Source organism: Nocardia sp. NPDC059228 (genome assembly GCF_042754245.1).
In the GTDB taxonomy this organism is placed as follows: domain Bacteria; phylum Actinomycetota; class Actinomycetes; order Mycobacteriales; family Mycobacteriaceae; genus Nocardia.
The window spans coordinates 1-12891 of record NZ_JBHZAL010000037.1 but is presented as its reverse complement, the minus strand read 5'-3'; the positions used below and the strand labels follow the sequence as shown (position 1 = coordinate 12891).

Annotated in this window: 13 protein-coding genes and 3 pseudogenes; 6 read left to right on the top strand and 10 right to left on the bottom strand. The window is 65.3% G+C overall.

Annotated features, from left to right (window positions below):
- Positions 1–6: 6 nt before the first annotated feature.
- Positions 7–984 (top strand): annotated as a pseudogene (locus tag ACFXKA_RS35805) (hypothetical protein); the annotation flags it as partial.
- Here ACFXKA_RS35805 and ACFXKA_RS35800 read toward each other — a convergent pair.
- Complete coding sequence (locus tag ACFXKA_RS35800) at positions 971–1468, bottom strand: IS5 family transposase (protein WP_379430718.1); 498 nt, start codon at positions 1466–1468, stop codon at positions 971–973. The pseudogene ACFXKA_RS35805 and the gene ACFXKA_RS35800 overlap by 14 nt on opposite strands.
- Positions 1469–2124: 656 nt before the next feature.
- Positions 2125–3795 carry an ISL3 family transposase gene (locus ACFXKA_RS35795; protein WP_379430717.1) on the bottom strand — a complete coding sequence of 557 codons (1671 nt, stop codon included), beginning with the start codon at positions 3793–3795 and terminating at the stop codon, positions 2125–2127.
- A 160-nt stretch (positions 3796–3955) separates the two neighbouring features.
- On the opposite strand from ACFXKA_RS35795, the gene ACFXKA_RS35790 reads away from it, so the two are divergent.
- Positions 3956–5053 carry a diacylglycerol/lipid kinase family protein gene (locus tag ACFXKA_RS35790; RefSeq protein WP_379430716.1) on the top strand — a complete coding sequence of 366 codons (1098 nt, stop codon included), beginning with the start codon at positions 3956–3958 and terminating at the stop codon, positions 5051–5053.
- A gap of 8 nt (positions 5054–5061) precedes the next feature.
- Here ACFXKA_RS35790 and ACFXKA_RS35785 read toward each other — a convergent pair whose 3' ends face one another.
- Complete coding sequence (locus ACFXKA_RS35785) at positions 5062–5715, bottom strand: phosphatase PAP2 family protein (protein WP_379430715.1); 654 nt, start codon at positions 5713–5715, stop codon at positions 5062–5064.
- 281 nt (positions 5716–5996) lie between these two features.
- Entirely contained in the window at positions 5997–6227 is a 231-nt protein-coding gene (locus tag ACFXKA_RS35780; protein ID WP_379430714.1) for a hypothetical protein, read from the bottom strand.
- Between the two features lie 257 nt (positions 6228–6484).
- On the opposite strand from ACFXKA_RS35780, the gene ACFXKA_RS35775 reads away from it, so the two are divergent.
- Complete coding sequence (locus ACFXKA_RS35775; RefSeq protein WP_379430713.1) at positions 6485–6778, top strand: transposase; 294 nt, start codon at positions 6485–6487, stop codon at positions 6776–6778.
- 121 nt (positions 6779–6899) lie between these two features.
- Here ACFXKA_RS35775 and ACFXKA_RS35770 read toward each other — a convergent pair.
- Positions 6900–7346: pseudogene (locus ACFXKA_RS35770) on the bottom strand (IS30 family transposase); the annotation flags it as partial.
- A 45-nt stretch (positions 7347–7391) separates the two neighbouring features.
- On the opposite strand from ACFXKA_RS35770, the gene ACFXKA_RS35765 reads away from it, so the two are divergent.
- On the top strand, positions 7392–7493 hold the full coding sequence (locus ACFXKA_RS35765) for a pentapeptide repeat-containing protein (protein ID WP_379430712.1): 102 nt from the start codon (positions 7392–7394) through the stop codon (positions 7491–7493).
- A 236-nt stretch (positions 7494–7729) separates the two neighbouring features.
- Here ACFXKA_RS35765 and ACFXKA_RS35760 read toward each other — a convergent pair whose 3' ends face one another.
- Together ACFXKA_RS35760 and ACFXKA_RS35755 are read right to left on the bottom strand one after the other, a co-directional pair.
- Positions 7730–8251, bottom strand: coding sequence for a DUF6985 domain-containing protein (locus ACFXKA_RS35760; protein WP_379430711.1), 522 nt, complete (start codon positions 8249–8251; stop codon positions 7730–7732).
- A 150-nt stretch (positions 8252–8401) separates the two neighbouring features.
- Positions 8402–8551, bottom strand: coding sequence for a hypothetical protein (locus tag ACFXKA_RS35755; protein ID WP_379430710.1), 150 nt, complete (start codon positions 8549–8551; stop codon positions 8402–8404).
- A gap of 302 nt (positions 8552–8853) precedes the next feature.
- On the opposite strand from ACFXKA_RS35755, the gene ACFXKA_RS35750 reads away from it, so the two are divergent.
- Positions 8854–9246, top strand: a complete 393-nt coding sequence (locus ACFXKA_RS35750) for a hypothetical protein (protein WP_379430709.1) — start codon at positions 8854–8856, stop codon at positions 9244–9246.
- A gap of 24 nt (positions 9247–9270) precedes the next feature.
- Here ACFXKA_RS35750 and ACFXKA_RS35745 read toward each other — a convergent pair whose 3' ends face one another.
- Together ACFXKA_RS35745 and ACFXKA_RS35740 are read right to left on the bottom strand one after the other, a co-directional pair.
- The gene (locus ACFXKA_RS35745; protein ID WP_379430708.1) at positions 9271–10206 is read right to left on the bottom strand and encodes a transposase; all 936 of its coding nucleotides are present in this window, start codon (positions 10204–10206) and stop codon (positions 9271–9273) included.
- 328 nt (positions 10207–10534) lie between these two features.
- On the bottom strand, positions 10535–11488 hold the full coding sequence (locus ACFXKA_RS35740) for a GlxA family transcriptional regulator (protein WP_379430707.1): 954 nt from the start codon (positions 11486–11488) through the stop codon (positions 10535–10537).
- Positions 11489–11588: 100 nt separating this feature from the next.
- Here ACFXKA_RS35740 and ACFXKA_RS35735 point away from each other — a divergent pair, with 100 nt between their 5' ends.
- Positions 11589–12281: an HD domain-containing protein gene (locus ACFXKA_RS35735; protein WP_379430706.1), complete on the top strand. Its 693-nt coding sequence runs from the start codon at positions 11589–11591 to the stop codon at positions 12279–12281.
- Between the two features lie 145 nt (positions 12282–12426).
- Here the strand turns inward: ACFXKA_RS35735 and ACFXKA_RS35730 are convergent.
- Positions 12427–12891, bottom strand: a pseudogene (locus ACFXKA_RS35730) (ATP-dependent DNA ligase); the annotation flags it as partial.

The following is a 12891-nucleotide window of genomic DNA, read 5'->3' as shown; positions in this document are numbered from 1 at the left end:
GTGCCAATGCCGTGGACGCAGCTGGTCGATGTGATCGACGGAGTTCGCCGTCGGTGTTGTCCCCGGAGAACAAGTTGGCAATTTGCCGCGCGGCAACGGCGCAGTAACTACCGTTGGGGAGTGACGAGCTTTCGTCGCGGCGGTGATGTCGATGTGGGCCGCTATGTCGCGGGAATCGCCGCCCGCCTGAACGAGCGGGTGACGGATATCGCCGCGATCCTGCGGCGTGGTCTCGAGGACGAGATCCCCGAATTGCGGGGCGACGCCCGCATCGTCGAACTGCTGGGCACCAGCGTGCAAGGCAATGTCGACACCATCCTGCATGCACTGCAGCACGACATTCCCGTCGCACGGATCAACGCTCCCACGGCGGCCATCGAATACGCCAGACGCCTTGCCCAGCATGGAGTTCCGGTCAAGGCCCTGGTGCGTGCCTATCGGATCGGGCATCGGCGGATGACCGAGTTGGTCTTCGCCGAACTGCGGGACAGCGCTGTCGCGCCCGCCGACGGTGTCACGGTCGCGGAGGCGATCACCACCGCGACGTTCGAATACGTCGACTGGATCACCATGCAGGTCGTCGCGGTGTACGAGACCGAGCGCGAGCAGTGGCTCGAGAGCCGCAACAGCGCCCACGCGCTGCTCGTGCGTGAGGTGCTATCCGAGAGTAAGCCCATCGATGTCGATGCCGCGACCGAATCCATCCGCTACCCGCTGCGTTGGCATCACCTGGCGCTGATCCTCTGGTATCCCGACACCGGAGCGGGTAGTGACGAGCTGACCCGGCTGCAACGCTTCGTCCGTGAGCTGGCCGAGGCAGTCGGCACCGCGGCCGCGCCGCTGTTCGGGCCGGCAGACCGGACGAGCGCATGGGCCTGGCTGCCCTATCGGTCCGAGCAGCCCGATGCGGTGGCCAAGGTCCGTGATTTCGCGAGCAAGCGGCCGGACACACCGCATTTGGCGATCGGCATCATGGGCCAGGGGATATCAGGGTTCGTTGTCCCCCTGTGTGAACCACGCGTGCGCGCGCACCGGCGGCGTGCTGGTGGGCACGCACCAGCGAGGAGTCCACCGATACCTCCCGGTCGAGTTCGTCGACCGCATCGGCGATCACACGCACCTGCTCGACCAGCATGCCCAGGGTGCCGTTGCGGGTCCAGCGCCAGAACCGGCTGTAAACCGTCTGCCACGGCCCGTACCGGTCGGGCAGATCCCGCCAGGCCACACCGGTCTTGGCCTTGTACAGCATCGCGTTGATCACCCGCCGGTCATCCACGCGGGGGCGGCCTTTCGCTCCAGATACCGGCAGCAAGACCTCGATCGTCCGCCACTGCTGCTCGGTCAACTCGTGCCTGCGAACCACACGGGCAATCAAATCAGAACCGCTGCAGCAACTTTGCAGATCAGCAGTACTAGCTTTGAGGACACTACCTAGCAGCCAGACAAGCGGCCGATGCTGGATGTGCATCCGTATCTGGGGGTTCGGGCGGCTGCTTCCACACGCCCGCGGGCAGTCCACAGCATCCAGGACCGCGAGCCTGGCATTTGTCGATCCGGCGTACGTGATCGCGTCGGATGCATCGGCCCCTGCGAAGTCAGCCTACGCCGCGGCCATGTCTACGTCGATCTTGTCGTTACGTTTGTCGATCGTGGCCTTGATGTCCTCCATCCTTGCGCGGCTTCCTTTGCGCGGCTTCGGCTCTCACCGAGCCCACTTGCCTTGCCTCTGACGGCGTTCACTGAATTACCCACTGGCGCTCACCTACATTCCCGATGTGTCCCGTATGGCTGCGCTGTGCAGGGCGGGCCTGCTCCGAGGCTGGTGGTTACCACAGCTGGCCAGTGCTTTCGATCGGAGGAGTCCCGCTTTCGCATGGTGACACGTGAGCAACTGGTCTCGCACGAACCTAACAGGTAGAGCATCACCCTCATCGGGTGAGACGACGTTGGTTCACGAGGTGAACTCTCGCTTGGAATCCCTGCCCATCAGCCGTGGGGTTACCGTCCGACGACGGACATCGTTGGGCCCGTGACAAGTACAGAAGGAAGCGGCGCACGCAAAGTGTCAACGGAACGCCAATCCTGGATCTGGCACAAATTTCGTGATTCGGTCGATTGGGTTGTTCAGTCGCTCAACAAGATTCGCTTCCTGAGTAGGTCAGTTTTCGCGCGCCCGAACATCTGTCGTTTGAGCATCTTGATGCGGTTGACGTGGCCTTCGACGGTTCCGCTGCTCCATGGCATGGTCAGTCCGGCAGTGACCGCGTCCTGGTCGCTGCGCAGACCGCGGACGAACGAGTGCAGCGCTGGCTGGTCCTCGGCGTCGATGGTAGCCATCCACTGTTCGAGATCTCTCCCGCGCCGCTGGCCCATGATGTCGGCGAATGCGCGGACGTGTCTGGTCAGCGCGGCCAGTTCCGGACTGGCGGCCAGGATTGCATCGAGGCTTGCCTGGCGTTCGGCAGCGAGGGTGTCGGGTTTGGTCATGATCCAGCTGACGACTTTCCGGACGGTCGGTGGCTTGGGCGCCGCGACCGGGACATGTGTGAGAGCGCGGAGGGGCTGGAGGTAGTTGCGCACCAACTTCTCACTGCCTTGGTAGCCGCGGGCCTTGATCTCCTGGAACAGCTGGGTTGCGTTGGTGCAGCCCTCGTTCCACCGCCGGTGCAGGTCGGGCTTGTATGCCTCGAGGATGCTGACTCGGTATCCGAGGCGGTTGTTGACCAGCAGTTCGTCGGCCGACTCAGCGCGGGCGAAGCGGCGAGTGGTGCCACGGGATAGCCCCAGCTCGCGGCTGATCGCAAGAATGCTCGTGCCCTGGGCCAGCAGGGCATGAACCTCGGCCCAGCGCCGACGAGTGCGCACCGCGGTGCGATCCTGCCGGTCGCTGGGCGTGGGCGGCCCGGGGAGTATGTCGGCGGCGACCGCGGCGATATCAGGATGGTCCTGCGGTTCGGAGGCGTTGATCGCCGCGGGCAGACTGGCGCGGTGGCGTGCCACGGTACGTTCGACCGCCTCGCCGAGGTTGTGCCAGATGTGCCATCGATCGGCGACCTGCACCGCGTCCGGTGCTCCTGCGGTGGCGCCTTCAGCGTAGGCACCGGCGCGGTCACGGCAGACGATCTCCACGCCCGGGTGGGCCCGCAACCAGGCTGTGAGAGTGTCGGCGCTCCGGTCGTCGAGGACCTCGATCGGACGGCGGGTCTGCATGTCGATCAGAATCGTTCCGTAATGGTGCCCGCGGCGCAGGGCAAAATCGTCCACGCCCAACACCCGCGGGATCGGATGCTGCGGATCGGGCAGTGCCCGGATCTGGCGCAGCAACGTCATCCGGCTCACGGTCGCGGCCAGTTGCCGAGTCAGCCGCGCTCCCGCGCGGCCTCCCAGGGCCAGCGCGACCGCGCACAACGCACGCTGCAGAATCAGGGTGCGGCGGGCATATTTGGCCGCCAGCTGCGGCACTTGTTCGGTGAAAGTTGTTTTGCCGCAGTCGAAGTTGTCGCAGAACAATCTGCGGACCTGTAACCCGATCAAGACCTCGCGGCCGGTGATCGAGGCATCGGACAACCGTCGGCGGTAGCGGCTGTGGACCCGCCCGGACAGCATCCCGCAGCCGGAACAGGCGACCGGATCCTCACCGGTAGCGGCCTCGATCCGCACTGTTGACCCCGCCGCGCGGATCACTCCGATCCGCAGACCCTCCAGATGCGGGAACAGGACCCTCATCAGTTCAAGATCAGAACACCCGCGACATGATGAACTATCAACCGCCCCTTCGCATCCCGAACGGGTCAATCACGAAGTCTGTGCCAGATCCAGTATTCACGTTCTGCCGACACAAAGGGAGCCCTCCGTCCCCTTTGCCTGGACTACCGCGTCACCGTGGGCCCGAGACGTAAGATTAGCTGGTGCCCGGGTCAGCAACCCGCCAACGCGGGCTCGACGTGTTTGCCCGATGCCGAGGAGCGTCCAACGGTCCTCCGCGGAACCCGACCAGTGGGGTCTACGAGGGCGAAATGACGTCGGCAGCGGTAGTTGGCGGATGCCGGGGGACAGCGTCATGACCTCTCCCCTGGTTCCCCGGCCGCGTCGTGGCCCGTCTGAGCAGAGATTGGCGCGCTATGGCTGGAGCGCAACCGACCCGCCTCGACGGGCGGTTTTGTTCATCAATCCAAGGTCGGGCGATGGAGCGGCGAGCCGTGCGAGAATCGCTGAAAGGGCACGCGATCGCGGGATTGAGGTGGTTATTCTCGAGCCAGCCCAAAGCCTCCTGGAGTGCGTCGACGAGGCGGTGAGACAAGGCGCGGACGCGCTGGGGATGGCTGGCGGCGACGGGTCCCTTGCGGTCGTGGCAGCGGCCGCCGCCGCGCATGGGGTGCCGTTCATCTGCGTCCCGGCCGGGACACGTAATCACTTCGCGCTCGACCTCGGAGTGGACCGGCAGGACGCGGCGGGCGCGCTCGACGCGTTCACCGATGGGGTAGAGCGGCAGATCGACCTGGCAGAAGTGAACGGCCGCGCATTTGTCAACAACGTCTCTCTCGGAATCTACGGTGAGGCGGTCCACCATCCGTCCTATCGCGCCGCCAAGATGCGCACCCTGGTGGAGACGGCCGAGCGGGTGGGCGGCCCCGGTGCAAGGACACCGGCGCTGCGTCTCGTCGACGACGTAGGACGCCAGCACGCCCAGCTCGCCATTGTGCTGGTGTCGAACAACCCCTATGTGTTGGGCCCTCCTGTCCTCGGCACTCGCCCCTCGCTCGATAGCGGGCTTCTGGGCATCGTCATTCTTGACGCACCGGATAGTAGGCGGCATCCTCCAGGGCGCGCCTGGAGCGCACCGGACTTCGAGGTCTTCGCCCCCGCGCCCGTACAGGCGGGTATCGACGGTGAACCAGTGGTGCTGAGTGCACCACTGGAGTTCGCCATTCGCCCGGCAGCGCTTCGCGTGCGCATCTCGTCCCGGCATCCTGGCGCCTCGCCCTCCGCCCGCATCCGACCCGCAAATCCGGGGAGCACTTCACCGGCCATCCGCCAGGCGGAGTGGGAGTAGTCGGCCAGCTAGGACGCCCTTCCGCCCGACGACCGATACTTGCGGTCGCGTACGCCCGCCACCATGGCTGATATTCCGGCTCCAAGGACAGAGCCGAGCGCCACGTCACCGGGGTAGTGCACGCCGGTGTGAACCCTCGAATAGGCCACCCCGGTGGCGAGCAACCGGATCGGCACTGCCAGCGCCGGGTAGTGTCGGCCCACCGTATAGGCGAATGCAAAAGCCGAGGCGGCGTGACCGGATGGGAAAGACGCGGACTCCGGCATAGGAACAAGACGGGCTTCAAACGTATCCGGGCGAGGTCGCTCCGGACGTCGCCTATGGGCAAAAGGCTTGATGCCGAGATTCACGGTTGCGGACGTTGCACCGATCGCGAGCACACCCTCGAGCGCCACCTGGCGTCCATGTCTACCTCCGAGGGTGGCGATCGCTGCAGCGATGCCAAGCCACAGACGTGAGTAGTTCGCGGCCTGCGAGAGTCGGCGGAAGGCATCGTCCAACTGAGGCGTGGGAGTCACCGCCACGGCTTTGTACGCCGCTCGGTCGACCGCCCCCAGCTCGCGCAACGCCTCCGCCCACCGGAACTCCAGACCCCGCCGGTCCTCGACCCTCCGTGCAAGGGCGTCCTCGACTGTCTCCTGCGTGTCGATCCGCTCCGACATACGGCGATCATAGGTCGTAGAGCCGGTCAACCGAGGTGGCGCCTCTACCAGTGTCGGTACTACCCCGAGGTCGAGATACCGAGCAGTCCGGGATGGGACATTATTTCCTGCCTGCCGTTCGGGTGCCCGTTCGGGGGCGACGGTCCCCTCGGATAAGGCCCGTGAGGGCGAAGTTCGTCAGATCTGGCGGTAAGGCCGCTACCGCAGACAGCTGCGCAATCGACTGCCCGCCCGGGAATGGGCTGGGCGACCGTTGTTTTCGGGGCCAGGCAAGGCCTGGCTCAGGCAAGGACGCCGGTGTACAGGTCGAAGCTGCCGTCGGGCTGCTGCTCGCAGACGTAGTGGGTACCGCCGGTGCTGGGGTCCTGGCCGTCGGCCTCGCATGCGGCTTGGGTGGCGTAGTTGCCGATGTAGTCACCGCCGGGGTCGGCCTGGGCGACACCGATTCCGAGGGTGGCAGCAGCACCGACCGTGAGCAGGCCGGAGGCAACGGCGCTGGCAATCTTGATCATGGGCTTCCTTGCTGTGAGGACTCAGGTGGTTGTGAGGACTCGGATGGCCCGAGTTCGACAACAGTAGAGCAGGCCGGCCTCGGCAGCCAAGCCGACTGCTACGCCACTGAGAAGTGAAAACCCCTCCGTAGCAGCACATCACGACGAAGGCGTTGGACAACTCCTCGGCAATGGCCGGACATCATGCGCTATGAGGTGCTGGAACTTCTTCGGACAGTTACCCAAAGTAGGATTTGGGTAACTGAACGGAGTTGTTTGTGGCACAGAGGAAGTCGCGTGAGTTCAGCCAGGAGTTCCGGGAGACGGCGGCACGTGAGGTGGTCGAGAAGTCTCGGCCGGTGGCCGATGTCGCGCGCGATTGCGGGGTGACCGATCAGACGATCCGGAACTGGGTGAAGCAGTTCCAGCGCACGAACTCGGCTGCGGACACCGATTTGTCGATGTCGGAACGTGCCCGCTTGAAGGAATTGGAGCGTCGGGTCCGGGAACTGGAGGAGGAGAACCTCTTCCTGGGAAAATCGGTGGCCTTCTTCGCGAAGAAACACCGGTAACGGTCAAGTACGCGTTCATCGCGGTCGAAGAAGGCAATCATTCCGTGGCCGCCATGTGCCGGTGGGCCCATTGCCGCCGGGGAAACAATCTTCCACAGCGACCGCGGCAGCCAGGGCGGATTCAACTGGTTGTTGCAACACATTTACGTTCGAGCGATTGTAGGTGATGGTCCATCGCTTCGGCCGGAGTGCGCCAGCCGAGAACCTTTCGTGGTCGCGTGTTGAGCGTGTGCGCGACTGCCGCGAGATCTCTCGCAGTCCAGCGAGATAGGTCTGTTCCCTTCGGAAAATACTGCCGCAGAAGGCCATTCGTGTTCTCATTGGTTCCGCGCTGCCAAGGGCTATGCGGGTCAGCGAAGAACACCGGGACACCGGTCTTCGACGTCAGCGCCAGGTGAGCCGACAGTTCCTTTCCCCGGTCCCAGGTCAGGGTCTTGCGCATCGACTCGGGGACCTTCTTCAACGCCGCCGCGAGCGCCTTGTTCATCGACAACGACACATAGCCGCTGAGCGCGGTGCCGTTCTTGATCGGCGCCGATTTCCCCCATCCCCGGTCCGGCTTCACATGTGAAAACTGAAACGCAACAAGAGGGGCCCAGTTCGGGCCCTCTCGTTGCACGCGAACCTGACACGAACCAAACTGGTCAACGCGAACCTGATCGACACGAAGCTGATCGGCGCACGATTGCCGGACGGAGCCGTTCCGCCACAGTGATCTGGGCCTTCGATCAGGGTTCGGAAAACGGCCGTCTGCCGAACGGCCACACCGCCACACGCCCAACCTGGCGTTGTGAGTCGCAGCAGTAAATGGCAGTGTTGTGTCGCACCCTCAGGTGGCGCCGACGAGACTGACGTGGTCTGTGGTCTGTGGTCTGTGGCCTGACGCCGCGGCGCCTTCGAACGTCCGCTCATGGCCGCCGGGAGTGCGCGCTCATGCCGAGTTTCGCGCGTTTATGGCATGTGTCTATGCACGTACACGACCCCGTCGAGGCGGTCGTCGTCGAAGGCTGCCGCGTTGGTGAGGTGGCCGTCATAGGGGCCAACCTTCGTAACGGTCAAGCCATCGCGGAGAACAACTTGTAGCCCATGTTCGGGCTCCCATTCGCACTCGTACTCCAGCGACACATACACACGCCCACCGCGAGTATCGTCGCGTTCCACCAGAATGGCCGGCTCCTCACCCAACCGGACGTGGTCGAATACCTCACCCACGGTAGGGATCTCGATATACCAGTCATCGTCCCCGTCGGCGAGGACGGCGGCGGAGATATCGCGGTAGTAAGAGAACACAGCAGGCGCGGTATCGACCAGCACTGATGGATCCAGCATCAAGAATTGACGGATCGCGGCGCCGAAGTCCTTCGGCGCGGGATCATCGTCGTCTAGCTTGACCAGAATGCTGTGCTGTCCACCGACCAGCGGGACAGAGACGGGACCGCTTCTGTAGCAGCCCAGCTCGTTGTCGTAGGACAACCGACCAATGCCAGGGACCTCCACGCCGCCGGACGCTAGCATGCCAGTCCGACCACCAACGAAACATCCGCTATTGCCGCGTACCGCGCTGACCAGACCGGCCAGCGCGGGGCGCTGGCGGTCGGAACCCGCTGCGGCGCAGAACGTCCGCTACTGCCGATGGCCGCGATGACTGGTCTCGATCGACGGCATACTGGTCGAGTGTCCGACGACGATCAGGTTTTCGAGGCTGTACGCGCTCTGTTCGAGGCCGGCGAGTACGTCGACTATCGAGTCGACGAGCCCCGGATCCTCACCCATCTCGGCCACAAAACAGCAGAACCTCGCCTCGGTGACAACCAGTTCGACTACTACCGCGGCACCCCGCAATATCGCTTGGCCCTAGCGGGCGGATACCTGCGGCCACTTCCGACATTGACTCCGGCCCCTCTGGAAGCAGTGCTCGAATGCGAATCGGTCATCGGTGCACGATTGCCGGACTTGTTGCGGCGGTGCTATCTCGAACTCGGCGACGGCGGGTTCGGTCCCAACAAGGGGATTCTTGGTCTCGGGGGCGGTCATTCCACCCACGAGCACCCTGGGGGCGGCACTATCGCGGGGGAATGGCTATCTCACTGTCACGGTTGGCCAGCGCCTTTGCAGTCGCGGTTTACCTCGCTCGTGCCGATCTGCGAGTGGGGTGCAACGTAATCTCATTCATCGACGTCAGCGACGCCGAGTATCGGATGTGGGGCTTCGAACCCAACATCATCGATCACCACGAGACCGATGGCTCACCATATGTCGAGGACATCGAGACGGCGCTGTATCGCGAGGAGTTCGGCTTCACCGAATGGCTCCGCCGTTGGACGGACGGAACGCTCCACCAGCCACACCTCATCCTGGACGAGGACACCGGCCAATGGCGAGGACCGACCGATGCCGACGGCCCCTGCTGGTCTCGCTACGCGGAAGGTGAGTCCTGGACGGTCACTCTGACAGATCCGCCGTTCTGACTTGTCGCACAAAGACGTTGGCAGTCACACACCGAAACCTCCGCACGGAATCGAACGTCCGATTCTGCCGCATACCGCGCTGACCGAACCGGCCAGCGCGGGGCGACGCCGGCCGGAACCTGGTGCGGTGCAGAACGTCCGCGGTCGTTGCCCGCCGGCACGGATGATCTCGCGACGCACAGCATGTTCGAACCGGTCACGGCCCAAGCGCCGAGTACGAGACAAATCACCTCGATCGCGCCCGCAGACCACTCGCAGCGCCGCGACCCATGACCGGGACCGGAACGGCTGGCGAGCAGTTCCCAACGCCGCCGGCCACACGCACTCGAGCAACGCTCGGATCTGCTGGACCTGGGAGACCATCTCGACCAGCAGCTGCTCACGACGGGCTCCCAGATGCCTGAGCCTGCCCCATGTTTCATCGACCGGCTCGGGAACATAGCAGCGCAACTGGGCGGTCAAACGGGCGATCAGGACCGCGTCCTTCTCGTCGGTTTTGTCGTGGGTAAGGTCTTCGGCGCGTCGCGACCAGGCGGTCAACGCCGGTTGCACGCACACGAACGCCATGCCACGCTCGGCAGCCAGCTGCCCCAGAACCCGCCACCGATGCCCGGTCGGCTCACACGCCACCGTCACTCCCTCGAACCCGGCCGCGGCGGCCTGGTCGCCCGCCCAGTCCAACGCGGCGCCCAGATCCCACGCCCTGCATCGGAATATTCTGCGGGCCAGCACTTTCGAATCATGATCGGTGATCACGACCATCTGTTTGCGGTCAGCCAGGTCGATCCCGACGATCGCATTGCCAGTCGGAACCAAGGCTCGCAGCCGGTTCAGACGCGCGTTACGGTTGCGATCACCCCGGGACAAGCCACTACCGTTACCCATGGAACGTCCTCCTACCGGCGATGGGACACCAAGCCCGACAAGCGCATCGGGAGGACGTTCCCCACGTCCAGACACCCGAGGCACAGAACGTCTTTCCATGCCGCATACCGCGCTGACCGAACCGGCCAGCGCGGGACTGTCCGGATACGAACGTTCACGAGACACCCTCCGCGCCAACGTGTTTCCGCAGGTCGAATCTGTAACGGATGCCGTGTACGCGGCAGCGTCATCCCTTCGGGGGTTAGCTATACACCCAACGCCTGACCGGGGTCGACGCCCATATCCGTTGTTTCTTCGGCGAGTACTACCGGGACCCCATCGAAGCGGCCGGCCAAACTTTCCTGGCTGTACAGCGAGAGTTCCTTCTGGGTTGCCGGCCGCTGGCGGTCGTGGGTTTTCGTGGTTATGTGTCGCGGTTGGTGAGGGTGGTGGTGAAGCGGTGTTTGTAGTCGGTGGGGGTGAGTCCAAGGTGGCGGGCGAAGGCACGGCGTAGAGATTCGTCGCTGCCCAGGCCGCTGTGGCGGGCGGCGGCGGTGATGGTGTGTCCGTGCAGGATCAGTTGCTGGGCCAGGTCCAGGCGCACACGTTCGATCCATCGTGCGGGGGTGGTGCCGAGTTCGGCGTGGAACAGGCGGGTGATCTGGCGGGGGCTCAGGGCGACGGTTGCGGCTAGGGTGGTGGCGCTGTGGTCGGCGGCGGGGTCGGCGTGGACGGCGTCGATGATGGTGCGCAGGGCCGGGGTGCGCGCCGGTGGGGTGTGCAGGGCGGTCGAGAACTGGGATTGGCCGCCGGGGCGTTGCAGGTAGACGACCAGTTCCCGGGCGACCGCGCGGGCGGTGTCGGGGCCGTGATCGTGTTCGACCAGCGCCAGTGCCATGTCGATGCCGGCGCTGACACCTGCCGAGGTGAGGTAGCGGCCGTCGCTGATGTGCAGTGCGTCGGCGACGACGTCGATGCGGGGGTATCGCTGCGCCAGGGTCCGGGCGTGTCGCCAGTGAGTGGTGGCGCGGCGGCCGTCGAGCAGACCGAGTTCGGCCAGCACGAACGCGCCGGTGCACACCGAGGCCACCCGGGACGCGGTTTCGGCCAGCGTGCGCGCGGCTTCGAGCAACGCGGCCTCGATGCGATGCTCCACGAGATGGTCGGCCCCGGGAATGACGAGAGTGTCGATCGGGCCGGCGTCCGCGGCGGCGGTCGTGGCGATGGTGATCTTCGACGAGGTGATGACCGGGCCGCCGCCGGGTGAGAGCAGCACCGATTCGTAGCAGCGGTCGGCATTGTGCAGGACGTCGACCGGTCCGGAGACATCGAGCAGGGTGACGTGGTCGAAGACGAGGAAACCGACGCGACGAGTCATGTCCGGATCTGTGGTTCGTTTGTCGTTTTGGACATGGTGGGAGTGTAGCGGGCCCGGGCACAGTGAAGAGGTCAACCACGATCGAAGGAGGCAGACAGCGGTGAGTGCGGAGACGATCGCGGGGGTGGCGATCCCCGACAGCGCGCCCGCCCGGGAGGCGACCGAGCTGGTGCGGGACGTGGCGGCCCTGCCGTATGTGGGCACCGCGGCGGCCCGGGCCGCGCGGGAGGTGGCCCGCCGCTACCATTCACCGGCGTTGTTCAATCACTCGGTGCGCTCGTTCTACTGGGCGGCGGCGCTGGCACGGGAGGAATGCCTCACCGTCGATATCGAGTTGCTGTATGTCGCGGCGATGTTCCACGACATCGGCTTGGTGCCCGAATTCGATTCGTATGCCATCGATTTCGAAGACGCCAGCGGTCATGTCGCCATGGTGTTCGCCGCCGGCGCGGGCTGGTCCCCGGCGCGGGCGCGGCGCCTGCACGAGATCATCGTGCGACACATGTGGAATCACGTCGATGTCGAGGTCGATGTCGAGGGGCATCTGCTCGAACGCGCCACCGGCATCGACATCTGCGGCAGCGAGAATCACCTGCTGCCCGAAAGCACCCGCGCGACGGTGCTGGCGCGATGGCCGCGGCGGGGCCTGGTCGAGGAGTTCACCCGCTGTTTCGAGCACCAAGCGGCCCGCAAACCCCGCAGCACGGCGGCGGTAGCACTCCGAACTGGGCTGGCGGCCAAACTCCGCGACAACCCGCTCGACACCGCAAGCGACACCACCGCCTTGCCGTAACCGGGCACGCTGAGCACTACGCGGCCCGCAGACGCCTAGGACGAGTGATTCCGAGGCCGGGTGGGCTGCGGTGCGGCTTGCCCGACTTTGCCAGCGGTCGTAAGCGGGTCACGGAAAACGATGGACAACCGCCCGCGGCGGAAGGTCAATTGTGCTCGGGCACCGAGACTTCCGCCGGTGAGCGATCGAATCGCAGTCCGCGCCAGGACGGGTGCCGCAGGCCGGTGGCGGTGCGCTCGCGATAGGCGACATCGCCGACCAGATGCGGGGCGACCCAATGCGCGATGGCCGCGATCGATGCCGGGATCTCCCCGGTGACCGGCGGCGCGGCAACGGCCAGGGCCAGCAGCTCGCGCTGCAGCACCCGGCGGGTGGTGTCGCTGAACCCGGTCCCGACCGCCCCGAACAGCACCAGCCGCCCCTGGTTGTCGTGGGCGGCGACGAGCAGGGACCCGAACACCTCGCTGCTGGTATGGCCGGCCAGCCAGCCGACCACCACCACCTCGGTGCACCGCCGCAGCGGGAGCTTGCGCCACGCCTGCGACCGTCCGGACCGATAGGTGCTGTCGATCCGTTTGCCGATGACGCCCTCGATACCGTGCTCCGCGGC

Bases quoted from the DNA above. Each gene is read 5' to 3' on its own strand.
- ACFXKA_RS35750 (WP_379430709.1), top strand. From the start codon at position 8,854: ATGGCTATCTCACTGTCACGGTTGGCCAGCGCCTTTGCAGTCGCGGTT.
- ACFXKA_RS35755 (WP_379430710.1), bottom strand. From the start codon at position 8,551: ATGGGTGAGGATCCGGGGCTCGTCGACTCGATAGTCGACGTACTCGCC.
- ACFXKA_RS35740 (WP_379430707.1), bottom strand. From the start codon at position 11,488: ATGACTCGTCGCGTCGGTTTCCTCGTCTTCGACCACGTCACCCTGCTC.
- ACFXKA_RS35785 (WP_379430715.1), bottom strand. From the start codon at position 5,715: ATGTCGGAGCGGATCGACACGCAGGAGACAGTCGAGGACGCCCTTGCA.
- ACFXKA_RS35800 (WP_379430718.1), bottom strand. From the start codon at position 1,468: ATGCACATCCAGCATCGGCCGCTTGTCTGGCTGCTAGGTAGTGTCCTC.
- ACFXKA_RS35790 (WP_379430716.1), top strand. From the start codon at position 3,956: ATGCCGAGGAGCGTCCAACGGTCCTCCGCGGAACCCGACCAGTGGGGT.
- ACFXKA_RS35780 (WP_379430714.1), bottom strand. From the start codon at position 6,227: ATGATCAAGATTGCCAGCGCCGTTGCCTCCGGCCTGCTCACGGTCGGT.